23 protein-coding genes, 1 pseudogene and 1 riboswitch are annotated in these 24,756 nt (G+C 64.5%); of the genes and pseudogenes, 11 read left to right on the top strand and 13 right to left on the bottom strand.

Features of this window, described 5'->3' with window-relative positions; all coding sequences use genetic code 11:
* Positions 1-5 precede the first annotated feature (5 nt).
* Positions 6-299, bottom strand: coding sequence for a 4a-hydroxytetrahydrobiopterin dehydratase (locus ACWNC0_RS10150; RefSeq protein ID WP_449471385.1), 294 nt, complete (start codon positions 297-299; stop codon positions 6-8).
* A gap of 40 nt (positions 300-339) precedes the next feature.
* Here ACWNC0_RS10150 and ACWNC0_RS10145 point away from each other — a divergent pair, with 40 nt between their 5' ends.
* Genes ACWNC0_RS10145 through ACWNC0_RS10130 form a run of 4 tightly spaced genes read left to right on the top strand, consistent with a single transcriptional unit; the run spans position 340 to position 2,877 of the window.
* Complete coding sequence (locus tag ACWNC0_RS10145; RefSeq protein ID WP_449471384.1) at positions 340-747, top strand: metallopeptidase family protein; 408 nt, start codon at positions 340-342, stop codon at positions 745-747.
* A complete protein-coding gene (ccmA, locus tag ACWNC0_RS10140; RefSeq protein WP_449471382.1) occupies positions 744-1,346 on the top strand; it encodes a heme ABC exporter ATP-binding protein CcmA in 603 nt (200 codons plus the stop codon). Before ACWNC0_RS10145 ends, ccmA begins: the two co-directional genes overlap by 4 nt.
* The gene (locus tag ACWNC0_RS10135; RefSeq protein WP_449471381.1) at positions 1,343-1,990 is read left to right on the top strand and encodes a heme exporter protein CcmB; all 648 of its coding nucleotides are present in this window, start codon (positions 1,343-1,345) and stop codon (positions 1,988-1,990) included. The genes ccmA and ACWNC0_RS10135 overlap by 4 nt, the downstream gene beginning before the upstream one ends.
* Entirely contained in the window at positions 1,987-2,877 is an 891-nt protein-coding gene (locus tag ACWNC0_RS10130; RefSeq protein WP_449471379.1) for a DMT family transporter, read from the top strand. Before ACWNC0_RS10135 ends, ACWNC0_RS10130 begins: the two co-directional genes overlap by 4 nt.
* 159 nt (positions 2,878-3,036) lie before the next feature.
* Here ACWNC0_RS10130 and ACWNC0_RS10125 read toward each other — a convergent pair whose 3' ends face one another.
* On the bottom strand, positions 3,037-3,321 hold the full coding sequence (locus tag ACWNC0_RS10125; RefSeq protein ID WP_196225472.1) for a chorismate mutase: 285 nt from the start codon (positions 3,319-3,321) through the stop codon (positions 3,037-3,039).
* A gap of 96 nt (positions 3,322-3,417) precedes the next feature.
* Between ACWNC0_RS10125 and ACWNC0_RS10120 the strand changes: the two genes are divergently transcribed.
* The 7 genes and pseudogenes from ACWNC0_RS10120 to ACWNC0_RS10090 all read left to right on the top strand — a co-directional run bounded on the left by ACWNC0_RS10120 (position 3,418) and on the right by ACWNC0_RS10090 (position 12,064).
* Positions 3,418-4,458 carry a polyprenyl synthetase family protein gene (locus tag ACWNC0_RS10120; RefSeq protein WP_449471377.1) on the top strand — a complete coding sequence of 347 codons (1,041 nt, stop codon included), beginning with the start codon at positions 3,418-3,420 and terminating at the stop codon, positions 4,456-4,458.
* Between the two features lie 124 nt (positions 4,459-4,582).
* The gene (locus ACWNC0_RS10115; RefSeq protein WP_449471376.1) at positions 4,583-5,329 is read left to right on the top strand and encodes a TSUP family transporter; all 747 of its coding nucleotides are present in this window, start codon (positions 4,583-4,585) and stop codon (positions 5,327-5,329) included.
* Between the two features lie 78 nt (positions 5,330-5,407).
* Positions 5,408-7,854, top strand: a pseudogene (gene hrpB / locus ACWNC0_RS10110) (ATP-dependent helicase HrpB).
* Positions 7,855-7,913: 59 nt separating this feature from the next.
* Positions 7,914-8,192, top strand: coding sequence for an NADH dehydrogenase ubiquinone Fe-S protein 4 (locus tag ACWNC0_RS10105; protein WP_449471374.1), 279 nt, complete (start codon positions 7,914-7,916; stop codon positions 8,190-8,192).
* A gap of 122 nt (positions 8,193-8,314) precedes the next feature.
* Positions 8,315-8,557, top strand: coding sequence for an acyl carrier protein (locus ACWNC0_RS10100; RefSeq protein ID WP_449471372.1), 243 nt, complete (start codon positions 8,315-8,317; stop codon positions 8,555-8,557).
* A gap of 129 nt (positions 8,558-8,686) precedes the next feature.
* Positions 8,687-9,949, top strand: a complete 1,263-nt coding sequence (gene spt / locus ACWNC0_RS10095) for a serine palmitoyltransferase (RefSeq protein ID WP_449471370.1) — start codon at positions 8,687-8,689, stop codon at positions 9,947-9,949.
* 123 nt (positions 9,950-10,072) lie between these two features.
* Entirely contained in the window at positions 10,073-12,064 is a 1,992-nt protein-coding gene (locus ACWNC0_RS10090; RefSeq protein WP_449471369.1) for an ATP-binding protein, read from the top strand.
* On the opposite strand, the gene ACWNC0_RS10085 is transcribed toward ACWNC0_RS10090, so the two are convergent.
* The 11 genes from ACWNC0_RS10085 to ftsA all read right to left on the bottom strand — a co-directional run bounded on the left by ACWNC0_RS10085 (position 12,021) and on the right by ftsA (position 24,754).
* Complete coding sequence (locus ACWNC0_RS10085) at positions 12,021-12,896, bottom strand: hypothetical protein (protein WP_449471368.1); 876 nt, start codon at positions 12,894-12,896, stop codon at positions 12,021-12,023. The two genes, ACWNC0_RS10090 and ACWNC0_RS10085, sit on opposite strands and share 44 nt — an antisense overlap.
* A 57-nt stretch (positions 12,897-12,953) precedes the next feature.
* The gene (locus ACWNC0_RS10080) at positions 12,954-13,601 is read right to left on the bottom strand and encodes a DUF938 domain-containing protein (RefSeq protein WP_449471366.1); all 648 of its coding nucleotides are present in this window, start codon (positions 13,599-13,601) and stop codon (positions 12,954-12,956) included.
* Positions 13,598-15,169, bottom strand: a complete 1,572-nt coding sequence (gene gcvPB, locus ACWNC0_RS10075; protein WP_449471365.1) for an aminomethyl-transferring glycine dehydrogenase subunit GcvPB — start codon at positions 15,167-15,169, stop codon at positions 13,598-13,600. Before gcvPB ends, ACWNC0_RS10080 begins: the two co-directional genes overlap by 4 nt.
* On the bottom strand, positions 15,166-16,524 hold the full coding sequence (gene gcvPA / locus ACWNC0_RS10070; RefSeq protein ID WP_449471364.1) for an aminomethyl-transferring glycine dehydrogenase subunit GcvPA: 1,359 nt from the start codon (positions 16,522-16,524) through the stop codon (positions 15,166-15,168). Before gcvPA ends, gcvPB begins: the two co-directional genes overlap by 4 nt.
* A 145-nt stretch (positions 16,525-16,669) precedes the next feature.
* On the bottom strand, positions 16,670-17,041 hold the full coding sequence (gene gcvH / locus ACWNC0_RS10065; protein ID WP_449471362.1) for a glycine cleavage system protein GcvH: 372 nt from the start codon (positions 17,039-17,041) through the stop codon (positions 16,670-16,672).
* Positions 17,042-17,100: 59 nt separating this feature from the next.
* Positions 17,101-18,252, bottom strand: a complete 1,152-nt coding sequence (gene gcvT, locus ACWNC0_RS10060) for a glycine cleavage system aminomethyltransferase GcvT (RefSeq protein ID WP_449471361.1) — start codon at positions 18,250-18,252, stop codon at positions 17,101-17,103.
* A gap of 175 nt (positions 18,253-18,427) precedes the next feature.
* A riboswitch (glycine riboswitch) is annotated at positions 18,428-18,527 on the bottom strand.
* Between the two features lie 67 nt (positions 18,528-18,594).
* Positions 18,595-18,888: a hypothetical protein gene (locus ACWNC0_RS10055; protein ID WP_449471359.1), complete on the bottom strand. Its 294-nt coding sequence runs from the start codon at positions 18,886-18,888 to the stop codon at positions 18,595-18,597.
* Positions 18,889-18,934: 46 nt separating this feature from the next.
* Complete coding sequence (locus tag ACWNC0_RS10050; protein ID WP_449471357.1) at positions 18,935-20,092, bottom strand: deoxyguanosinetriphosphate triphosphohydrolase; 1,158 nt, start codon at positions 20,090-20,092, stop codon at positions 18,935-18,937.
* Positions 20,093-20,102: 10 nt separating this feature from the next.
* Positions 20,103-21,776, bottom strand: coding sequence for a tetratricopeptide repeat protein (locus ACWNC0_RS10045; protein WP_449471355.1), 1,674 nt, complete (start codon positions 21,774-21,776; stop codon positions 20,103-20,105).
* A gap of 120 nt (positions 21,777-21,896) precedes the next feature.
* Entirely contained in the window at positions 21,897-23,357 is a 1,461-nt protein-coding gene (gene ftsZ / locus ACWNC0_RS10040) for a cell division protein FtsZ (protein WP_449471353.1), read from the bottom strand.
* Positions 23,358-23,467: 110 nt separating this feature from the next.
* Positions 23,468-24,754, bottom strand: a complete 1,287-nt coding sequence (gene ftsA / locus ACWNC0_RS10035) for a cell division protein FtsA (RefSeq protein WP_449471351.1) — start codon at positions 24,752-24,754, stop codon at positions 23,468-23,470.
* Positions 24,755-24,756 lie beyond the last annotated feature (2 nt).

The following is a 24,756-nucleotide window of genomic DNA, read 5'->3' as shown; positions in this document are numbered from 1 at the left end:
TCCGCTCAGGCGGTGAGCAGCGCGTCGATCGCCTTTGCAAGATCTATGTCACGGCGCGACAGGCCGTCGGCGTCATGCGTCGTCAGGGTGATGTCCACGCGGTTATAGACGTTGAACCATTCGGGATGGTGGTTCGCCTGCTCAGCCAGAAGCGCGACGCGGGTCATGAAGCCGAACGCGGCATTGAAGTCCGCGAAGGTGAAGCGCCGCTTGATGCCTTCGGGGTTGTTCACCAGCGTCCAATCGGCAAGAGAAGCAAGCCCCTGCGCCCGTTCGTCGCCGGACAGTTTACCAATCATGGCTCTATCCTCATAATATTGTTTCGCCTATGTCGCAGCCATGTCAGACGCCGGTCAACCCCCTCTTTTCGCGCCAACCGTCGCGCAGATCGAACGACTGGCGCTTGAGGCGCTGGGGCGGTTGCCCGATCCTTTCCGGTCCCATCTGTCCAACGTGGTCCTGTTTGTCGAGGATTTTGCCGACGAAAGGATATTGAAGGAGATGGAGATTGACGATCCGTTCGGGCTGACCGGGCTTTATACCGGGCGGGCGGTGGGGGAGCCCGAGCAGACGGGCGACGGTCCACCCATGGTGCATCTTTTCCGGCGGCCGTTGCTGGATGAATGGGTGGAAACGGGTGTGCCGCTCGACGCGCTGATCACCCATGTGGTGGTGCATGAGATCGGCCATCATTTCGGCCTTTCCGACATCGATATGCACGTGTTGGAGGACATGGTCGCGCCATGAGCGACGCGGCGCTGCGCCTGTCGGGCATCGCCTGCGCGCGTGGCGGGCGGCTGCTGTTCCGGGGCGTTGACCTGGCGTTGGAGCCGGGGGGCAGCGCCCTGCTGCGTGGGCCGAACGGGATCGGCAAGTCGAGCCTGATGCGCATTTGCGCGGGGCTGCTGCGGCCGATGGCAGGGACGATCGAGCGGCGGGGCAGGATCGCGCTGGCCGATGAGCGGCTGGCGCTGGATCTGGAAGAGCCTTTGCGCGAGGCGCTTGGTTTTTGGGCGCGGCTGGATGGGGCGAGTGGGCGCGCGCTGGACCGGGCGCTGGAGGCTATGGCGCTGGGGCCGCTTGGCGGGATTCCGGTGCGGATGCTCTCGACCGGGCAGCGCAAACGGGCGGCGCTGGCGCGGGTGATTGCTAGTGGTGCTAGGCTGTGGCTGCTGGACGAGCCGGGCAATGGGCTGGACGATGCGTCGCTCGGGCTGCTTGGCGCGGCAGTGGCGGCGCATCTGGCGGGAGGCGGGATCGTGGTTGCGGCGTCGCATCAGCCGCTGCCGATGGCTTCGCCCGTGGTGATCGACCTTAGCGCTTATGTCGCGGAGGAGGCGGCGTGAGGGTGGTGGCGCTGCTGGTCGCGCGGGACTTGAGGCAGGCGTGGCAGTCGGCGGGACTGTGGCTGCCGGTGGCTTTCCTGCTGCTGGTGGCGAGCCTTTATCCTTTTGCAGTTGGGCCGGACGCCGCGCTGCTGCGGCGGTCGGGTGGCGGGATGTTGTGGATCGCGGCGCTGCTGGCGAGCCTGTTGCCGGTGGATCGGCTGGTCGCGCCTGACCGGGATGCGGGGGTGCTTGACCAGATAGCCTTGCGCGGCGTGGGTGATGAAATGGTGATGCTGGCGCGGCTGATCGCGCATTGGCTTGGCTTTGGCCCTGCGCTGATGATCGCGACGTTGCCCGCTGGCGCGCTGCTGAAGCTGGATGGCGCGACGGTCGGGATGCTGGAACTGGGGCTGCTGATCGGCACGCCAGCGCTGGCGGGGCTGGGGCTGCTGGTGGCGAGTTTGACGGCGGGGCTGCGGTCGAGCGGGGCGCTGGCCGGATTGCTGGCGCTGCCGTTGGCGGTGCCGTTGCTGATATTTGGCGCGGGGACGCTGGGCGATGGGAGCGGAGCGGCGCTGAAGTTCCTGGGCGCTGCGTCGCTGCTGCTCGTCGCGATCACGCCCTTTGCAGCGGGGGCGGCGATACGGGCCGGGCGCGAGTGATCGGTTTCGGCGCTTCGCTGCTGTTCGTCCTGATCTGGTCGACAGGGTTCATCGTCGCGCGTGGGACGGTGCCCCATGGCGCGCCGGAACTGATCCTGAGCGTGCGCATGACGCTGACGGCGCTGTTGTTGGGCTTCGTTGCCTGGCGGGCGGGTCAGAGGTTGCCACGGGGCAAGCGGCTGATGCTGCACCTGGCGGCGGGCGCGATGCTGCATGGCGTTTACCTGACCGTCAGTTGGTGGGCGGTGTATAACGGCATGCCTGCAGGCATCATGTCGCTGCTCGGCGCGCTGCAACCATTGATGGTGGCGGTGGCGGGCGCGTTCCTGCTGGGCGATCGGCTGCTGGCGCGCGGATGGGCGGGGCTGGCGATCGCAATCGCGGGCGTGGTTTGCGTATTGCTGCCTGCCATCGAGAAGTCGGGCGCGGGGGCGGTGCCGATTCTGCCTGCGATCGCTGGATTGCTTGCGGTGGTCGCCATGGCTGCGGGCACGCTGGTGCAACGGGGCTCCATAGCGGGTGACGGCATCTGGATTTCCGGCGCGGTGCAGAATGCAGGCGGCGCGATTATCGCGATCGCGGCGGCGCTGGTTGCGGGAGAGTCACGTTGGGATGGCGCGCCCCTGTTATGGCTGGGCCTGGCCTGGTCAGTGCTGGGCCTGTCGGCGGGCGGCCTTTCGCTGCTGGTTTGGCTGGTGCGGACGCAGGGACCGACGCGGATGTCGATGCTGTTGCTGCTGGTCCCGCCGCTTGCCGCGGTGGAAGCCTGGCTGCTGTTCGGCGAAAGGCTGGCGCCGGTTCAGTTGGCAGGCTTTGCGCTGGCGCTGACGGGCGTGCTGCTGGGGCGATCGCAAGGGAAGCGGGAAACGGTCAGCGAACCGGCTTGAGGCACGGCGCCTTTCGGGCGTCGGATCAACAGTGAGGTTCCAACAGAGCCCTTGCATTCGGCATGAGGGCCTTACTTGCTCCCGAAGAGAAGTAAGACCGTTGGCTTCGCCGGCCTCCGGCTCGACAAGCTCAGGGCGAACGGGGAGAAAAAAATTCCCTTAGGCGTCCCGCAACCGTTCGTGATGGCGGATCACCTCATCGATGATGAAGCGCAGAAATTTCTCGGTAAAGTCGGGATCGAGATTGGCGTCCGTCGCGAGCTGGCGCAGGCGGCTGATCTGTCGTTCCTCCCGGCCCGGATCGGCGGGTGGCAGTGCGTGCGTCGCCTTATATTCGCCGACAGCCTGCGTGATCTTGAAGCGCTCGGCGAGCATGAACACGAGGGCAGCGTCGATGTTGTCGATGCTCTCGCGATACCGCTTCAAAGTGTCGTCCACGCTCATCCTCCAAATATCCGCGCGCTTTTTGCTCCATCCGTCGCTCCGTGCAAGCTATTCCCGCTTGCCAACTGCATTTTGCACCGCCACATGGGCCGGGTCATGACCGCACCTGCCTCCGGCCCCATCTCCGGGAACGTCCACCCCATCGGCCGCGCCAACGGCGCGCCGTCGCTCACCCCCATGATGACGCTGGTTGCCGACGGCATGAACCAGGTCAATGCGGTGATTCTGGACCGGATGCAGTCGCGCATTCCGCTGATCCCGGAATTGGCAGGCCATCTGATCGCGGGCGGCGGCAAGCGGATGCGGCCGATGCTGACCCTCGCCTGCGCGCAGCTGGTCGGCTATGCGGGCAGCCGCCATTACAAGCTGGCGGCGGCGGTTGAGTTCATTCACACCGCGACCCTGCTGCATGATGATGTGGTCGATGGGTCTGGTCTGCGCCGGGGCCGCAAGACAGCGAACATCATCTGGGGCAACAGCGCCAGCGTATTGGTGGGCGACTTCCTGTTTTCCCGCGCTTTTGAGCTGATGGTCGAGGCCGAGTCGCTCAAGATCCTGAAGATCCTGTCCAATGCATCCGCTGTGATCGCGGAGGGCGAGGTCAATCAGTTGACCGCTCAGCGTCGTATCGACACGAGCGAAGAGCAATATCTGGACATTATCGGCGCGAAGACTGCCGCCCTGTTCGCCGCCGCCTGCCGCATATCCGCCGTGGTCGCGGATCGGGACGAGGCCGAGGAAAAGGCGCTGGACGTCTATGGCCGGAACCTGGGCATCGCATTCCAGCTGATCGATGATGCCATCGATTATGAATCGGACGGCGCGACCATGGGGAAGGATGCGGGCGACGATTTCCGCGACGGCAAAGTGACACTGCCTGTGATCCTGGCCTATGCGCGCGGATCGGAAGAGGATCGCGCTTTCTGGAAGCAGGCGATTGCAGGCAACCGGGTGAGCGACGAGGATCTGGCGCATGCGACGCAGCTGCTTCGCAAAACCGGCGCGATTGACGATACGCTCGCACGGGCGCGCCTCTATGGCCAGCGCGCCATCGATGCTTTGGGCCGGTTCGATACGGGCAAGGCGAAGGCAGCGCTGACCGAAGCCGTCGAGTTCGCTATCGCCCGCGCTTATTGAGCCACGCCGCCTCCTGTTCCAGAGGCCGCAGGCTCGACGCGCATCGACGCCAAGTGGCGCGGCGGATAGCTGAGGTGAGGCGCCGTTGGACTTAATCCTTTCTCCCGAGACGCTAGCCTTCCTGATGGCTGCGGCTTTGATATCCGGGTGCATCGACGCCATGGCGGGCGGCGGCGGGCTGATCTCCCTGCCCGCATTGCTGGCGGCGGGCGTGCCTCCGGTTGCGGCGGTGGGCACCAACAAGTTGCAATCATCGCTAGGCACCTTTGGCGCCTGCGTCGCTTATGCACGCGCCGGGCACATGGACCTGAGAGCCTATCGCTGGCCCATTATTGCGGCATTTATAGGGTCAGTGGGTGGCGCCTGGCTGATCCAGCGGGTGGACCCGACTATTTTGGCGGGATTGATGCCCGCGCTGTTGATCGCGCTGGCGGGCTATTTCACCTTCTCCCCCCGAATCAGCGAAATGGACCGGCACAGCCGGGTGGGACTGGCGGGACTGAGCCTGTTGATCGGCGCTATCGGCTTTTATGATGGCTTCTTCGGACCCGGTGCCGGAGCATTTTACGCGACCATTTTCCTCGCGCTGGGGGGCCTCGGCCTCGTCCGCGCGACGGCTCAGACAAAGGCCGCGAATTTGGCTAGCAATGTGGCGGGCCTGTTGACGATGATGCTGGGCGGCCATGTTATGTGGATTGCGGGACTGACCATGGCCGTCGGCAGCATCACTGGCAGCCAGATCGGATCGCGGCTGGCCATGCGGTTCGGCAGTAAGTTGATACGGCCCCTGCTGATCATCATGTCGCTGGGGCTGACGGCGAAGATGCTGCTCGATCCGGGAAACCCGATGCATAAGCTGCTATTCGGATAAGCTCATTCTTTTGAGGGCGACCTTTCGCCTCGCATAGTGGGATTGCACCGGATGCCGATTGGCGCGAGAGGGACGGACATGAGTGCCGCGCTGCCGATCCACGATGTTCTTCCCCGGCTGCTGGACGCCTTGCGGCGGGGGAATAGTGCCGTTCTGGTCGCGCCGCCGGGAGCAGGCAAGACGACGGCGGTGGCGCCCGCGCTGCTGGATGAGCCATGGTGCACGGGGCAGGTGCTGCTGCTGTCCCCCGCAGGCTGGCGGCTCGCGCGGCGGCAGAGCGCATTGCCGAACTGATGGGCAGCGTTCCGGGCGGGATCGTCGGTTATGCGACGCGGATGGACAGCAGGCAGTCGGCCGCCACGCGCCTGCTGGTCCTGACGGAGGGCATTTTCGTCCGCCGCATTCAGGATGATCCGGAGCTTACGGGCGTATCGGCGGTCCTGTTCGATGAAGTGCATGAGCGGAGTTTGGACAGCGACTTTGGGCTGGCGCTGGCGCTGGATGCACAGGCGGCATTGCGGCCGGACCTGCGCATCGTGCCGATGTCGGCGACGCTGGATGGGGCGCGCTTTGCGGCGTTGCTGGACGATGCGCCGGTGCTGGAAAGCGAAGGGCGGATACAGCCGCTGGAGTTGCGGCATATCGGCCGGGCGGCGGAAAAGCGGATCGAGGATGAGATGGCCGGGGCCGTGCGAAGAGCGCTGGCGGAAGAGGCGGAGGGCGACCTGCTCGCCTTCCTGCCCGGCGTGGCGGAGATTGAGCGGACGGCGGAGCGGCTGGAGGGCCTTGGCGTCGAGGTGCATCGGCTGCACGGCAGTCTGGACCCGGCGGCGCAGCGGGCCGCTATCCGTCCTTCGCGGGAGGGACGGCGGAAGGTGATCCTTGCGACCTCGATCGCGGAAACCAGCCTTACGATTGATGGGGTGCGGATCGTGATCGACTCCGGGCTTGCGCGGCGGCCGCGTTATGACCGGGCGGCGGGGGTGACGCGGCTCGTCACGGAGCGGGCGAGCCAGGCGGCGGCGACCCAGCGCGCGGGGCGTGCCGCAAGGCAGCGGCCGGGCGTCGCCTATCGGTTGTGGGAAGCGGCGGCGACTGCGGGCATGCCGCCCTTCGATCCGCCCGAGATATTGGAGAGCGACCTTTCCAGCCTGCTGCTCGATTGCGCGCTTTGGGGGGTGAACGATCCGGCGAGCTTGCGATGGCTCGACCCGCCGCCGTCCGCTGCGCTGGATGAGGCGCGCAAGCGGCTGACGGTGCTGGAAGCGCTGGACGATGACGGGCGGATCACGGCGCATGGCAAAGCACTAGCGCGATTGCCGGTGGAGCCGCGGATCGGACATATGCTGGCGCGCGCGGGCGAGCTGGGGCTGGCGGAAGTCGCGGCAGAGGTGGCCGTGCTGCTGGGAGAGCGCGGGGTTGGCGGGCAGGATGTCGATCTGTCGCAACGGCGGACGCGCTGGCGGCGGGAAAGCGGGAAGCGGGCCGATGCCGCGCGCGCGATGGCGAAGCGCTGGGCGAAGCTGGTCGGCTCCGGGCAGAAGGCAGCGGCGGGCGAGCATGATGCGGGGCTATGTCTTGCGCTGGCCTTTCCTGACCGGGTGGCCAAGCGGCGCTCCGCCGATGGTGCGGAATGGGCCAGCGTTGGCGGGCGTGGGTTTCGGATCGATCCGCTGAGCCCGCTGGCGCGTGAGGAATGGCTCGCGGTGGGGGAAGTACAGGGAAGCGCGGCTGGGGCGCGTATCCTCTCCGCCGCGCCGATCGGCGAGCTCGAAGTGCTGCGCCTGTTCGGCGGGCGGGTGAAGGAACATCGGACGGTGCGGTTCCGGGCGGAGACGGGCGGCATCGAGGCGCTGCGGGAAAGGCGGCTGGGCGCGGTGCGGTTGTCGTCGGGATCAGACGATAGGCCGGACCCAGATGCTGTCGTCTCGGCTCTGCTGGACGGCGTCAGACAGGGCGGGCTCGACCTGCTGCCTTGGTCCGATGCCGCGCGGTCTCTGCGGATTCGGGGGGCTTTTGCAGGGATAGAGGCGCTGTCGGATGCTTCGCTGCTGGCAACGCTCGACGATTGGCTTGCGCCCCTGCTCGCGGGCAAGCGGCGACTGTCCGACATTGACCGATCACAATTGTCCGGCGTTCTGGAGGGTATTATCGGCTGGGATGGCAAACAGCAGCTCGACAGGCTGGCTCCTCCGGCATTTCAGTCGCCCGCCGGGAGCAGTCATGAGATCGACTATGCGGCCGAGGGCGGGCCGCGCGTGGAGCTTCGCGTGCAAGCGCTGTTTGGGCTTGCCGAGCATCCGGTGGTTGGCAGCGAGCGCATACCGCTGGTCCTGTCTCTGACCTCTCCCGCCGGGCGACCGATCCAGACTACGCGGGACTTGCCGGGTTTCTGGTCGGGAAGCTGGGGCGCGGTCGCAAAGGAGATGCGCGGGCGCTATCCCCGGCATCCCTGGCCCGACGACCCGGCTGCCGCCGCCGCCACGCTGCGCACGAAACGCGCCGACGCCCGTGGCAAGCCTTGACTTCCGCCCGTCCGCTGGTGCAACGGACGCATCGCCCTTCCCAGGAGTTTGACGCCACGATGGCTGCGCGCATCTATCAGATTCAGAAGAACGCCCTTCAGTCCGGCAAGGCGCGGACTGACAAATGGGTTCTGGAATTTGCGCCGAGCGAGGCGAAGAAGCCGGACCCGCTGACCGGCTGGGCCGGATCGGGTGATACGCAGAGCCAGGTCAAGCTGACCTTCCCCTCGCCGGACGCGGCGCGCGCCTATGCCGACAAGTATGAGATCGGCTACGCTTTCATCCCGACGCCGCCCAAGACGCTGAAGATCCAGGCCTACGCCGACAATTTCCGCTAAAGGCGCGCGCGGGGCGGCTCATAATCGGGCGCGATGCTGCCCGATTGCCGCCTTATTCCCTTGCCAAAAGGCGGGACTTGGGGGCAAAAGTCGCCCTTTCATGGGAAAGCTTTGAACAGATAATGACGGATCGCCAGCAGATTTTCGACAGCATCGCCGCGCAGATCGCTCCTTTCAACAAGAAGGGCGTCGAACTGAGCGAGGCAACCAGCTTTGCGGGCGACCTGGAGTGGGACAGCCTGACCGTCATGGACTTCGTCGCGGCGATCGAGGATGAGTTCGATATCATCATCACGATGAACATGCAGGCTGAGATCGAGAATATCGGCCAGCTTGTGGACGCTGTAGCAAAGTTGAAGGGCTAATCTAGCCTTCCCCGTTCGCATCGAGCCGGTTCGTCTTTGCCGAGGACCGGCGGTCGAGATGACGGGAAAACTTCTCGCCTGACGCATCTCGACATGCTCGATGCTGCTCGAACCGAACGGATATATGCGATGACCGACGCTGCTGAAACCGCCACCGACGCCCACACGCCTGCCGAAGTGGCTGGCGCGCGCGACCTCTTCTCCAAATTCGATCCGCTGATCGCCGAGCGCGAGGCGCTGCTGGCGACTGGCGTGCGCGATCCCTTCGCGATCGTCATGGACGAGGTGAAGTCCCCCACCAAGGCGGTGATCAAGGGCAAGGACACCATCCTACTCGGCACCTATAACTATATGGGCATGACTTTCGACCCCGATGTCGTCGCGGCGGGCAAGAAGGCGTTGGACGAGTTTGGGGCAGGCACAACCGGCAGCCGCGTACTCAACGGCACCTATCAGGGCCATAAAGAAGTCGAAGACGCGCTGATGGAGTTCTATGGCACGTCGGGCGCCATGGTGTTTTCGACCGGCTATCAGGCCAACCTCGGCATGATCTCCACGTTGGCGGGCCGGGGCGACTATGTGGTGCTGGATGCCGACAGCCATGCGTCCATCTATGACGGCTGTTTTCTGGGTGACGCCGAAATCGTCCGTTTCCGCCACAACAGCGTCGAGGATCTGGACAAGCGCCTTGGCCGCCTGCCCGCCGATGCGCAGAAGCTGGTGGTGCTGGAAGGCGTCTACTCCATGTTGGGCGACGTCGCCCCCCTGCCCGAGATGGTAGCGGCGGTGCGCAAGCATCCCAATTGCATGATCCTGGTCGACGAAGCGCACGGCATGGGCTTTTTCGGCGCCAATGGACGCGGCGTCTATGAGGAGCAAGGCGTCGAGAAGGATGTGGACTTCGTTGTCGGCACCTTCTCCAAGTCGGTCGGCACGGTTGGCGGCTTCTGCGTATCGAACCACCCCAAGTTCGAGGTGCTGCGCCTCGTCTGCCGCCCCTATGTCTTCACCGCTTCGCTACCGCCTAGCGTCGTCGCGACAGCCGCAACGTCCATCCGCAAGCTGATGCACGCGGGCGAAAAGCGCGCGCATCTGTGGAAGAACAGCCAGCGCCTGCACAAGGGCCTCACCGATCTTGGCTTCAAACTGGGCACGGAAACGCCGCAATCGGCGATCATTGCCGTGATCCTGACGGATCAGACGCAGGCGGTCGCCATGTGGCAAGCGCTGCTGGAGCTGGGGCTCTATGTAAATATGGCGCGCCCGCCAGCCACACCGGCAGGGACCTTCCTGCTCCGTTGCTCGCTTTGCGCGGAGCATAGCGACGAACAGGTTGGCCAGATTATCGGCATGTTCGAGGCGGCGGGGAAGGCAACCGGCGCAATCGGTTGATCGCGCGGATAACCATCGCCGCGATACAGGGAGATAAGGGGCAGATGAGGCGTTATTGCCCCTTGGAACCTTTTATTCCTTGATATTTCGCCTTTAATGCTGTTCGACTAAGATCTGGGGTTGATGGCAGACAGCTATTACATAGACGACCAGGATTCTGGCTGGCGGGCTGCGGTACGGCGCTTTCTTCCGCTGGTCCTCGTGATACTGCTGGTGGGGGCGCTGGGCACCCTGCTTTACAGCGCCAGCAATGCATCCCGCGACCATGAACGGGCGTTGCAGGAACAACGGCGCAGCTTCGAAATCATCGCCCTCGCCAGAGCTTTCGAAGCAAAAACCGCGCGCGCGGAAGTCACGCTGGCGCGATATGTGATCAGCCTTGATCCCGATGTCGGCCGTCTTTTCCAGGATCAGTGGCGCACCGCGTCCAGCCAGCTCAAGCTGCTGAACTACGCCACCCGTCGATCAGGATGGCAACGCGCCAATGTCCGCGAGTTACAGCAGGCGTTCATCCAGCGCGGCAAGACGCTGAACGAAATAGGGCTGCGCACGACCTATGACCAGAAGATGGCGGCGCTCGCGCAGTTCCACAAGGCGGGGAGGTCGGAAGACCTGAAACACATCACCATGTTGCTCGACCGCGTCATTCAGGCGGAAAATGCCCGCCTGCGAGAGCGTAGCCTTGCGGTAAGTCTGGCAGGCAACCGCACGCAATTTGTGGACCGCACGTCGCGGCTGTTCGGGTTGGTGCTGTTCGTATGCGTCCTGTTCGCGCTATGGGTCGCCAATGCCGCCTATACCGAGCGTCGTAACGCGCGGCGCATGGCGGAGATGGAGGCTGAACGCGCCGATCGGCTGGAGGAAGCGGTAACGGCGCGTACGGCCGAGCTATCCGATGCCTATGAACAGCTGAAGAAGGAAACGTCCGAGCGCGCGGCGGCCGAAGAAACGCTGCGCCAGATGCAGAAGATGGATGCCGTCGGCCAGCTGACCGGCGGCATAGCTCATGACTTCAACAATATGCTGGCGGTGGTCGTCGGCGGGCTGGAACTGGCCAAGCGCCGACTGCGGCTGAAACCGCAGGAGGCTGCGCGGCACCTGGACAATGCGATGGAAGGCGCCAATCGGGCCGCCGCCCTGACCCGCCGCCTGCTTGCTTTTGCGCGGTCAGAACCGCTGCTGCCCAGTGCCGTGGACCCCGACGCTCTGGTCAGCGGCATGGTGGAGTTGATTGACCGGTCGATCGGCGATCAGATCACCGTTTCGATAGAGAACCAATCCAAGGGCTGGCGCATCTTCGTCGATCAGCATCAGATGGAGAATGCCATTCTGAACCTGTGCGTCAATGCGCGTGACGCAATGGATGGACGCGGGCGGCTGGTGATCGGCACCGGCCAAGTGCATCTGGCGGACCACGAGATCGGCGAATGTGCCGAGGGAGATTATGTCACGCTGAGCGTCAGGGACGATGGCTGTGGCATGACGCCCGATGTGCTGGCCCGCGTGTTCGAGCCCTTCTTCACCACCAAGCCGGTGGGCAAGGGCACAGGCCTGGGGCTCAGCCAGATTTTCGGTTTCGTCCGACAGAGCCAGGGTGAAATCCGTATCGAATCCCAGGTCGGTGAAGGCACCTGCGTTTCCATATATCTGCCGCGCAAGGCAGTCACGGACAGCGCGCTACAAACGGACCCGTCGCTGCCCGAACGCGAGCCGGTACTGCATCCGCCGACACGCATATTGGTGGTGGAGGATGATCCCCGCGTGCTGAACCAGACGATGGCGGCGCTCGCGGAACTGGGCCATTTGCCCGTCGCCTGCGACCATCCGTCGAAAGCGGCGAAGCTGCTGACCAGTCATCGCGACATCGGGTTGATCATAAGCGACGTGCTGATGCCGGAAATGACCGGCCCGGAAATGGTCCGCACCCTTCCCGCCGCCTATGCCAGCCTGCCAGTGTTGTTCGTGACCGGTTATGCGGGGGACATTGCGGAGGGCGCTGACTTTGGCGGACATGAGGTGTTGCGCAAGCCTTACACACTGAAGGGCCTGTCACACGCGCTGTCCAATGCGCTTAGCGGATCGCACCACCCCGGAACAGCCGCGGCAGCAGAGTAAGCGCACCGATCAGGGGCCAACGACGCTGCCAGGACTTTATCTGGATCGCGGTTCCGGCATGGCGATTTATCTTCCACGCCAGATAGTCGATGCCGCCCGCATAGGTGAAGCTGGCCTTGGCAAGGCGGATGACGGACAGATATTTGCCGCGTCGTTGCAGCGCGCGCCAACGCTTTGCGGGTTCCGGCGGCGATGGCGGCAGGCCCTGTGCCAAGGCGGCTTCTCCGAAGCGGCGATAGCGATCGGGGTCGGCATCGACGATCGAAACCGAACGCCCCTTCTTCTCCGCCCGCAATTCGGCGTTGTAGGTGAGCGTGAAGCCAGCTTTCCAGAGCGATAGCGCGTCCTGCGCATCCGTCATGGGAAGGGCGAGCGACAACAAAGTGGGCGCGGCGCCCGCCACTGCGCTGACCGCTCGCTGACGGGCGAGGTCGTCCGCTGCCCACAGCAGCCGGGAAGGTTGGGCAAAGCGCGCCCACACAGAGACATTGTCAGCGGCTGGGCTGTTGAGGCGCGCGAAGTCCACTTCCGACAGCACGGCATATTTCGCCATCAGGCCATTATGCTCGAACGGAAAGACATTGGGCGGGATCAGGCGGTTAGCCGTAGCGAGCCAGCGCTTTCCATAGGCCGTGCGATAATCCGACACGATGAGGTAAAAATCGAGCATCAGCCCGTCGAGATTCTGCTCCCGCAGGCAGGAGCCGTAAAAGAGCACAGCGCGGGCGGCATGCGGATATTGCGCCGCCAGAGCCCCGCCCATCGCCGCCGCGCGCGGATCGGCGGGCGCGGTGAGTTCGGCGGTCACAAGGGGCAGGAATTGATTGGGCATTGCGCTTCCCATACGCATTCACCCTGAACTTGTCGAAGGGTCAGCGCGGGTCGGCTTTCAGGAAGAAGCCATTCGGAACAGCAGCGACAGATTGTTGGCGGGCATCTCTACAAGCCGGTCCAACGCCAGCCCGCTCGCCGCTGCGGCGGCGACAACATCCTCGACGCGGCGCAATCCCCATTGCGGATCGCGCGCCTTTAGCGAAGCGTCGAAGGCAAGGTTGCTGGGCGCGGTTTCGACATCATCGCGGATGAATGGTCCATAGAGGTAGAGCAATCCACCCGGCGGCAGCGCCCTCCCCGCCCCCGCCATCAGGCCAAGGGTCGCCGCCCATGGGCTAATATGGGTCATGTTGATGCAAAGGATCGCGTCGGCCTTTGTGACCGGCCATGTGGCGGCGGCATCAAGTCTGATGGGGGCGCGAAGATTCGGTAGCAGTGCCTCGGCGCGCCATGCCTCAATTGATGCCAGCGCAACGGGATCGGGGTCGCTTGGCTGCCATTCGAGGCTGGGCAGCGCCGCCGCGAAATAGCGGACATGTTCGCCGCTGCCGCTCGCCACCTCCAGAACCAGGCCGACAGGTGGAAGCGCCTCACGCAATATCGCCAGGATGGCGTCGCGGTTGCGCTGCGTCGCGGGCGCATGGCGCTTGCCCGACGCCACGGGACCGGAGCCGGGTTCCCACGGCTCCGGCCCGTCCGTCATTCGGCCGCTTCCGCGAGCGCCGGATCGCTCCAGCTAAGGACTGGCTTGCGCGCGGCAAGCGTTTCGTCGAGGCGGCGGCGGGGTGCGAAATAGGGCGCCCCCTTCAGCGCTTCGTCACCCGCCTTCGCGCGTTCGGCGAGGCTGCGCAGCGCTAGGATGAACTGGTCGAGCGCAGCCTTGCTTTCGGTCTCCGTCGGTTCAACCAGCATCGCGCCGTGGACTACCAACGGGAAATACATGGTCATCGGGTGGAAGCCTTCGTCGATCAGGCCCTTGGCGATGTCGAGCGTGGTGAAGCCTTCGGCCAGACCCTTGTCGCTGAACAGCGCCTCATGCATGCAGGGGCCACTCTGCCCGAAGGGTGCGTCCAGTACATCGTCCAGGCTGCGCAGGATGTAGTTGGCGTTCAGCACCGCATCGCTCGCCACCTGACGCAGGCCATCGGCGCCGTGGCTGAGGATATAGGTCAGCGCGCGGGTGAACATGCCCATCTGGCCATGGAAGGCGACCATGCGGCCGAAGCTGCTGGCGTGATGTTCGTCCGCCGTCTCTTCCTCGATCAGTATGAACTTGTCGCCCTGCTTTTCGACGAAGGGCAGCGGCGCGAAGGGGGTGAGCGCCTGGCTGAGCACCACCGGGCCGGAGCCGGGACCGCCGCCGCCATGGGGGGTGGAGAAGGTCTTGTGCAGGTTGATGTGCATCGCATCGACGCCCAGGTCGCCGGGGCGAACCCGGCCGACGATGGCGTTGAAGTTCGCGCCATCGCAATAGACGAAGGCCCCGGCGGCGTGAACCGCGTCGGAGATGGTTTTCATCTCGCGCTCGAACAGGCCGCAGGTGTTGGGATTGGTAATCATCACCGCCGCCACGTCAGGCCCGAGGCGGGCCTTGAGCGCCGCCAGATCGACGCGGCCATCCGGGGTCGCGGGAATATCTTCGACCTTATAGCCGCAGAAGGCCGCGGTCGCCGGGTTGGTGCCGTGAGCGCTTTCCGGGACGAGGATAACACTGCGCGCATCGCCACGGGCTTCGAGCGCCGCGCGGATTGCCAGCAGGCCGCACAGTTCGCCGTGCGCGCCCGCCTTGGGGCTCATCGCGACCGAGTGCATGCCGGTCAGCTTGATCAACCATTCGGCAAGTTCATGGATCACCGCCAGCGCGCCCTGAACCGTCGATTGGGGGCTAAGCGGGTGGAGGTCCGCGAAACCGGGCATCCGCGCGACTTTCTCGTTAAGGCGCGGGTTGTGCTTCATCGTGCAGCTGCCGAGCGGGAACAGGCCAAGGTCGATGGCGTAATTCTGGCGGCTGAGGCGGGTATAGTGGCGCACCGTCTCCTGCTCGGACAGGCCGGGCAGACCGATGCTTTCGGTGCGAGCGAGATTCCCGAGGCGGCTGGCGACCTTGGGCGCCTCGGCGAAGTCAACGCCGGTGGTTTGGGTCGAGCCGATCTCGAAGATCAGCGCTTCTTCCAGCATCAGCGCGCGGTTGCCCGTCGCGGTGACCGGGGCGCTGTCGGCCCCGGTGATGGCTTGCGGCGCGGTGGGGCGGCCTTCCTTGAGCATGGTCATGCCAGTTCCTCCTCAAGCGCCTTGGCAAAGGCTTCGATATCCTCCGAGGTCACGGTCTCCGTGACGGCGACAACCAGGCCGTTGCCGATCTCCGCCGCATCCGGGAACAGGCGGCCAAGCGACACGCCGCCAAGAACGCCCTTGTCGGCGAGGTTGCGGACGACATCACGGGCATCCTTCGACAGGACCAGCGTGAACTCATTGAAGAAGCTGTCGTTGAGCAGCTTGACGCCCGGCACCTGGGCCAGACGCTCGGCTGCCTGAACGGCGAGGCCATGGTTCAGCGTCGCGAGGTCCCGCAGGCCCTTTTCGCCCAGCAACGTCATATGGATGCTGAACGCCAGCGCGCAGAGGCCCGAATTGGTGCAGATGTTCGACGTCGCCTTCTCACGGCGGATATGCTGCTCGCGGGTGGAGAGGGTCAGCACGAAGCCGCGCTTGCCCGCCGCATCCACCGTCTCGCCACAAAGGCGGCCGGGCATCTGGCGGACATATTTCTGCTTGGCTGCGAAGAGGCCGAGATAAGGACCGCCGAACTGGAGGCCGACGCCGATCGACTGGCCTTCGCCCACGACGATGTCCGCGCCCATATGACCCGGCGCCTTGATCGCGCCCAGCGCGACCGGTTCGGTCACGACCGCGACCAGCAGCGCGCCTGCTTCATGAGCGGCATCGGCGAGCGGGGCCAGGTCAGTGATGCGGCCGAGAATGTCGGGATACTGGACGACGACGCAGCTCGTATCCTTGTCAATCCCGGCGATCAGCGCATCGATATCGGTGGCAGCGTTTAGGGTCGGCGCTTCATGCACCAGCGCGTCGCCGGTGAACTTCGCCATGGTGTTGGCGACGGAAACATAATGCGGGTGCAGACCGGAGGACAGGATCGCCTTGCCACGCTTGGTGATACGGCGGGCCATGCCGATCGCCTCCCAGCAGGCGGTCGAGCCGTCATACATGGACGCGTTGGCAACATCACAACCCAGCAGACGCGCGACCTGCGTCTGGAATTCGAACAGCACCTGCAATGTGCCCTGCGCGATTTCGGGCTGGTAAGGCGTGTAGGCGGTAAGGAACTCGCCGCGCTGGATCAAATGATCCACGCTGGCGGGAACATGATGCCGATATGCGCCCGCGCCGAGGAAGAAAGGCGCTTCCCCCGCCGACAGATTCTTCCGCGCGAGAGCCGCCATGTGGCGCTCCACCGCCAGTTCGCTGGCATGATCGGGCAATCCCGCGATCTTGCCGGAAAGGCGGGCCTCTGCGGGCACATCGACGAACAGGTCATCGACCGACGACGCGCCGATGACGGACAGCATGTCCTGCCTGTCTGTGTCGGTAAGGGGTAGGTAGCGCATTTCACTTATCTCCCCCCTCCCGCAGGCGGGAGGGGTCGGGGGTGGGTCGCGAGCGCAGCGAGCGCTGCTCCGTGACGTGAGGGCGGACGCTCCCTTCGGTCGCGACCCACCCCTTCCCCCTCCCTTGAAAGGGAGGGGCTTAATTTTAGAGCGAGGCCACGAACTTTTTGTAAGCGGCTTCGTTCATCAGGCCTTCCAGCTCGCTCGCATCGGCGATGCGCAGCTTGAAGAACCAGCCATCCTCTTCGGCATCGCTATTCACAAGGGCGGGCTCTTCCTCCAGCGCGCCATTTGCTTCGACGACCTCGCCGGAAATCGGCGCATAGACGTCCGAAGCCGCCTTGACGGATTCCACGACGGCGGCATCGTCCCCCTTTTCGAAGCTAACGCCCTCGGCAGGCAGTTCGACGAACACGATGTCGCCCAACTGCTCCTGCGCATAATCGGTGATGCCGACAGTGGCGATCTCGCCCTCTACGTCGATCCATTCATGTTCGTCGGTGAAATAACGGCTCATTTTACTGCTCCCCTCGGAGTGATTACTTGAAAATCACGACCAACAAAAAACCAGGAAATTCAGGCCTTGCGGCGGTAACGATGCGGCACGAATGGCATGGGCGCGACGGTGGCGGCGATGCGCTTGCCGCGCACTTCGATTTCCAGCGCGGTGTCGATGGCGCTGTGCGGCAAGCTGACCCAGCCCATGGCGATGGGAGCGCCCACGGTTGGCGCAAAGCCGCCCGATGTCACCTCTCCCACCTTGATACCATCGGCGAAGATGGGCGCCCCTTCGCGGGCGGGCAGGCGGCCTTCGATCTTCAGGCCCACGCGCTTGGCCCCCGGTCCATCGGCCAGTTCCTTCATGACTCGCGCATGACCGATGAAGCCGCCCTCTTCCCGACGGCGCTTCTGGATGGCAAAGCCAAGATCCGCGCCGATGGTGCTGACAGCGGGCGTCAGGTCGTGGCCGTAAAGAGGAAGCCCCGCCTCAAGCCGAAGCGAATCGCGCGCGCCCAGCCCGATCGGCTTTACCTGGGGCAAGGCGCATAGCGCATCGGCCAGCAGCGCAACGTCGGCGGCGGATATGCTGATCTCGAACCCGTCTTCGCCGGTATAACCGGAACGGCTGACCCACAGCGGAACGCCCCGCCAGGTGAAAAGGCCCGACTGCATGAAAATGAGGTCGGCGGTGTCAGGGATCAGGCTGGCCAGCGCCTCGCCCGCTTCAGGACCTTGAAGGGCGAGCAGCGCCTGCTCGTCCATATGGTTCATGACGACCTCATCAGGCAGATGTTCGATCATCCAGCCCATATCGTCATATTTGGTCGCGCCATTGACGACCATATAGATGTCCGCGCCGTCAAACGCCCCCGCACCAAGGCGCGAGACCATGAGATCGTCGAGGATGCCGCCCTCTTGATCAAGCAGCATTGAGTAACGCTGGCGAAAAGCCTTCAGACCCTTGATGTCGCTCGGCAGCAAATGCTCCAGCGCATCGTCAACGCCTTCACCAGAAAAGGTGAGCTGACCCATATGGCTGACGTCGAACAGCCCGGCATGCTCGCGGGTCCAGGCATGTTCGGCCATGATGCCTTCATATTGGATGGGCATATGATAGCCCGCAAAGCCGACCATGCGCGCGCCCTTGGCACGATGCCAGGCGTCGAGCGGCAGGTCCTGCAGCGGCAATTCTTCTTCGATATGGGCGATGTCGTCATTGCCGGACATGAGAGCGGCCTTTCGTGGCAAGGGTCATGGCGACAGACTAATGATCCGGAGTCGGAATCCCGGCGTCTGCCACCCCCTCTGTCACGGAACCTGAGAGCTTTGACCACCGGTCCAGCGACCGGATGGCTTACCCCTTCGGTGGGACGGAATGACCCGTCCGCTTTCCAGAGTGCCTGCCCATGATGCGGTCCTTTGGCCTGAGAGATTCCGGGGCGGTTGCTCCTTCGGCGACGGGGTGGCCTGAAAGGCTTCCCATGCTCTCCCGCATCATGTCCGGACCCGAATCTATCGGGCGCCGGTGACCCTCTCGCATTGCGGGAAATGGGAGGCGGCGTCAATTGCTCAATCGGTTGCCCGTTCTTCCCTCACCAACCGATCGGCGAGGGTGCGCGTCATCTTGCGCAGTTCATCCAGCCGGGCATCGGCCGCAGGATCCCCCAGAATGAGCTGGCCAAGACTGTCCTCGCCCTCGAACAGGCGCAGGAAATGCTCGACCCCGGTGAAGTTGGAATCAGCCACGAGATGGGCGCACAACTCCACCCGGCCCGACCATTTGCGATCACCCCGGCCGCGCAGGAATCCGGCGAGGTCTTCCAACCCGGCTGCGAGCGCGGCGATTTGTGGGTGAAGGGCCATGCCAGACGAAGGCTAGGGCGCGTTCAGGGCGAGCGCAACCGTCGCTTCAGGCGAGAGCCATCTCTCCGAAGATTTCCGCATGGCGCTTTTCCGCATAGCGATCGGTCATGCCCGCGATGAAATCGCCGATATGCCTGCTGCGACCCGGCTCATTCAACAGGCGATCGTCCTGCCATTCGGACGGCATGAGTTCCGGCTGCTGCTGATAGGCCCGGAACAGGTCGCGCACGATGATCCGCGCACGGTTCGCCGCGGCGAGTTGCGATGGATGGTGATAGAGCGATGCATACATGAAGCGCTTCAGGTCGCGTTCCTGCGCCGCGAGTTCAGGCGAGAAGCAGACCAGAGAGCGTCCGGCGGATCGCACATCCTCGACCGTTTCTACGCGGGCCTCGGCGATGTTCCGCCGGGTGGAAGCGATGAGATCGTTCGCCATGAGGCCGATCTGTTCCCGCACCAGTTCGCGAAGCAGGCGATCCTGCGGGATGTCCGGATAGCGGGCGCGCACCCGGTCCCAGCAATGTTTGACGACGGGCACGGCGAGCAGCTGATCCAGTGTCAGCAACCCAGCGCGCAGGCCATCGTCAATGTCGTGATTGTCATAGGCGATATCGTCGGCGATCGCCGCCAGTTGCGCCTCCAGCGAGGCATGAGAGGATAGCTCCAGCGGAAAGAGCGCATCGACTTCCCGCATTGCCCAGCCTGGATGGTCGACGGGACCATTATGCTTGGCAAGGCCCTCCAGCATCTCCCAGCTGAGATTAAGCCCCTGGAAACAGGGATAGGGCGATTCGAGCAGCATGAGCGTGCGCAGGGTGTGCGCGTTGTGATCGAATCCACCATGATCATCCAGCGCCGCTTCCAGCGCGTCTTCGCCAGCATGGCCGAAGGGTGGGTGGCCGATGTCGTGAGCGAGACAGAGTGCCTCGGTCAGATCTTCATTAAGGCCCAGGGTGCGTGCCGTGGTGCGGCCGATCTGCGCCACCTCCAGACTGTGGGTCAGGCGAACGCGGAAATGATCGCCATCGGGGGACACAAATACCTGCGTTTTGTGCCGCAACCTGCGGAAGGCGATGGAATGGATGATGCGATCTCGGTCGCGCTGGAAAATGTCACGGGGACCACGCGTCTCGCCTCCCGCTTCGGGATGCAGGCGGCCACGGCTTCGGGCGGGGTGCGAGGCGTAGGGGGCGAGCGTCGTCATCCGAACGCTCTTACTTGCCTCCCAGCCGTTCGACCACCTCGCCCGCGTCGCTTTGCCAGGCGAAGGCATCGGCACCGGCGGACTTCAGCTTCGCTTCCACCGTCTTGGCGCGCGTGAAGCTGGCGAAGGGACCGATCAGCAGACGGTTGGTACGGCCCCAGCTGGCGACCCAGCCGTCCTGCGGCGCAACAGCATCATATTTCCGGCGAAGAGCTTTGAGCGTGAAGCCCAGTGCATTGCGGTTGGCACCCGTGCCGATCTGCACCCAGTTGCGCGACGGATTGGCGGCGAGTCGCGCCTTTTCCTCGGCGGCTTTCTTCGCCTTGGCGTCAGCCTCCGCCTTTGCTTTGGCCTTGGCTGCTGCGTCGGCCTTTTCCTTGGCCGTCGTGGCTGCCTTCTTCGCCTTGTCGGCGGCTGCCTGCCGTTCGGCGCGGCGGGCGGCCTGAAGCGCTTCGATCTCGGACAGGTCGACAGCGGCTACGCTCGCCTGGCGTTCGGAGTCCGGGACGTCGATGGCGTGTATGATGTCGGCCAATGTCCGGGTCGCTTGCGGATCGGGCTGCTGGCGCTGGATGGGAGCGGCAGCGGGCTGCTGCGACGCTGGAACAGCTGCTGGTGCTGGGGCGCTGGGCTGGCCGTGAGACGCGGGTAGCGGAGCGGCCGGACGCGGGGCGGGATCCTGAATTGAAGCGGGCGGCCCCTGTACCTGTGCAGGGCGCGTTTCAGTCGACGTCTGCGCGAACGTAGAGGGCGCGGGGCTGGCAAGAACTGGACGAGCGGGCGGCGTTGGCGTGGGCGCTGGCGAAGGTCGGCTTGGCTGTGGCAGTTGCGCGCGCGCCGCCGGAATGGCGGGCTGCGCGGGGGCCGGAGATGCCGCCTGAACTGGAGCCGAGGCCACCGTCGGCGCTGAAGGCCTGGGCGTCGCAGCCGCCAGCGACGTCCCCACATTGGTCGGGAAGTGACCGAAATGCACCGCCGCCGCTTTCTGCGCCGGGGTGAGATAGGGCATTTTCTCCATATAGGGCGCCAAGGCTGCGGCAAGTTGCGCGGGCAAGGTTTGGCTGGCGATCTTTCGCGCCTCGGCCTGCTTGTTGTTCATCGCCAGAATGAACGCGCGGTATCGCCAAGCGGCGCGATCACTCTTGTACAGGAGGGGCTGGAGCGCCTTTTCGGCCGCATCGACCTGACCCGAAATCCCCAGCGACGCGGCATAGCGATAGGTTAGTTCGGCATCATCCGGCGCGCGCTTGAGGGCCGCTTGATAATCCCGCTGCGCACCGGCCTGATCTCCGGTCATGTCCCGCGCAAGGCCACGGTCCGCCAACAGCGTTGCCTCGCCGTAGCCGAGACGGGTAGCCTGATCGAACAAGCGCAAGGCCTCGGCAGGATTTTGCGCCTTGAGCGCGACCCGGCCAAGCCCGGCCTTCACTCGCCCATTGTTGGGCTGGATCGCATCGGCACGCGAGAAGAAGCCAGCCGCCGCCCGCATGTCATCCATCTCGATCGCAGCCTCACCCGCTCCGACCAGCGCATCGACGTCGCGCGGATTGGATGCAAGGCGAGACAGGTTCCGGCTGAGATTTTCAGCGCCTGACGGCCTGATCGACTGGATCTGAGCGGGCTGTGCCTGGGCGGTTCCTGTCAGGAGCAGGCCACCAAGGATCCATAAAGCTGAGCGTTTCACACTAGCCCTTTACCGGATCAATGCGTGAATGGGAAATTTACCGCAAGATAAAGCGCGCCCGGCCGCCCGATGCAGTCGATGGCGCGCTTTAAAACATAAGACAGCCTGTGGATCGCCGTCTTATTGATTGCTTTGACGGTTGAGGAACCGCGGTATGTCGGGCGTCGATCCGGCATCGTCGCTCACTCCGGCATTCTTGTCGGAACCTCGCGTGAGACCGGCCATACGTTCGAACAGGGTTCCGCCAGAAGCAGCGCGCGGCGCAGCCTGAGGCGCGGGAGCCGGAGCCGGTGCAGGCTGTGCTTCGACTTCCTCTGCGCCGAGCAGCAGTTCATCCTGCGACGGGTCCTCATCCGAAAACACGGCAGCAGGACGCGCCGAGGCAGCCGCCGGGGTGGGCCGGGGCGCTGCGGCGGCCCGTTCCTCGACCGGGGGCGCAATCGGCGCGGGCTCGGGCGCGGCAGGCACATCGAGTTCGAGCGTTTCGGGCTCGGATTCGGGGGCTGAAGCCGGAGCAGGCTGCGGGGCCGGACGCGATGCTGCGGCGGGAACCGCAACGGCGGGGCGGCTGGCAAAGCTGAACGGCTGGGTCAGCGGCGCCGCGCCACCAGTAGCCTCGCTATCGATGCCGGTGGCGACAACCGAAACGCGGATCTTGCCATTGAGGCCGTCATTGAAGGCCGAACCCCAGATGATGTTCGCGTCCGGATCTACCAGTTCGCGAATATGGTTCGCGGCTTCGTCCACTTCCATCAGACGCATGTCGTCGCCGCCTACGATGGAAACGATGACCCCCTTCGCGCCGCGCATCGACACGCCATCGAGCAGCGGGTTAGCGATCGCCTTTTCCGCAGCCTGAAGCGCACGGCCGTCGCCTTCGGCTTCGCCAGTACCCATCATCGCCTTGCCCATTTCCCCCATCACCGAACGCACGTCGGCAAAGTCGAGGTTGATGAGGCCCGGCATGACCATGAGGTCGGTGATGCCACGAACGCCCTGCTGCAACACCTCGTCAGCCATCTGGAAGGCTTCCTTGAAGGTGGTGTTCGGGTTCGCGATCAAGAACAGGTTCTGGTTCGGGATGACGATGAGGGTATCGACATGCTTTTGCAGTTCCTCGATGCCACTCTCAGCCGACTTCATGCGGCGATTGCCCTCGAAGGTGAAGGGCTTGGTCACCACGCCGACGGTCAGGATGCCCTTGTCGCGCGCCGCCTTGGCGATGACGGGCGCAGCGCCGGTTCCGGTGCCGCCGCCCATGCCAGCGGCGATAAAGCACATATGCGCGCCGTTCAGCGCCTCTTCGACCGAGACAATGGTTTCCTCAGCCGCCGCTTTGCCGATTTCCGGACGCGAACCTGCGCCCAGACCCTCGGTGATCTGCGGGCCAAGCTGAATGCGGCGCTCGGCGGGCGAGGCGTTCAGCGCCTGCGCGTCGGTGTTGGCGACGATGAAATCCACGCCCTCAACCGACGCGGCGATCATGTTCGCGATGGCGTTGCCGCCCGCGCCGCCTACGCCGATCACCGCGATGCGAGGCTTCAACTCGTCCACATGCGGTGGGCTGATCTCAATGCTCATAAATTCTAGCTCCCTCCAGCTTCGGCGACATGAGCGAAACTGTCATCGAAAGTTAATGCAACAGAAAATAGCGTATTTCACTAGCAAAGTTCGTCTGGCTTTAGATTTATTCAATAGTTTGTCTTCATCGCCCGCACCATCCGCTGCCACCATTGCGGCGCATTGATACGATGAACGGTTTGGGGCGCAGGCGCTATCGTTCTAAGATCAACCGGGTTTGATGCGCCGTAAAGCGCCAGACCGGCGAGCGTTGCGAAGGCAGGGCCGCTATGCGCCTCCGGCAACGCAGCCAATCCACGAGGCCTGCCGATCCGGACGGCCCGGCCCAGCGCACCTTGAGCATAGTCGGCAATGCCCTTCATTTCCGCGCCGCCGCCGGTCAGCACGACCTGGCGTCCCGTCGGCGTATTGAAGCCCATGCCCGCGAGCGCCCCGTTGACCTCCGTCATCAACTGATTCAGCCGTTCGCAGATGACGGCGACCAGCGCGGCCCGCGTGATCTTGCCCCCGTCCGCATTGGGACCAGCGCTCTGCCCCGGCACGGCGACATCACCGTGGGGCGCCGCGATCTCAATCATCTCGCGGAAGTCGCGGCGGTTCTGCATGGCCGAACCGTAGAAGCATTTGATCCGCTCAGCCTGGCTGCGGCGAATGCCGAAGGCAGAGGCTATGTCGTCGGTAATGTCGGATGCGCCGATCGGAATGCTGTGCAGGCCCACCAGCATGCCGCCTGCATAGAGCGAGACATTGGTCACGCCCGCGCCCAGTTCCACCAGCGCGACGCCCAAGTCCCTTTCCTCCTCGGAAAGGCAGGCAAGGCCGGTCGCGATCGGCGAAGCGACAATCGAATTGACGTTGAGATAGGCCCCACGCACGCACAGGTCGAGATTGGCGAGCGGCGCGCCGTCCGCCAGCACGACATGAATATCGACGCCCAGCAGGTCCGCATGCATGCCGAGCGGTTTCTTGACCGGCACCTTGCCATTGATTGTGAAGCAGGTCGGCTGCGCATGAAGCACGACCCGCCCATCGGGATCGATGCCCTGCTGGCCTGTCGCAAGCAGATCGTCGATGTCGGGCTGCTCGACGCGATAACCGCCCATGTCGCGCTCGACCGTCACAACGTCGCTAACGAGGCTCCCGCCAGAGAAGCTGACCCACACATCCTCGATATTGGTGCCAGCGACGCGCTCCGCCTGCTCGACCGTTTCACGCACTGCCAGTTCGGTGCGCTCCATGTCGGCGATGAAGCCCCGGCGGACGCCACGGCTTTCCCGTTGGCCCGTGCCCAATATCGCGAGTTCACCCGTTTCGGTCCGGCCAGCAATAAGCGCGGAAACCTTCCACGATCCGATGTCGATCGCGGTGACGAGTTTATCGACCTTGGGCTGGGCCATGC

Source organism: Sphingobium chungangianum, assembly GCF_977014255.1.
Note: the sequence above shows the minus strand (reverse complement) of the source record. Positions and strands in the feature narration are given on the sequence as shown.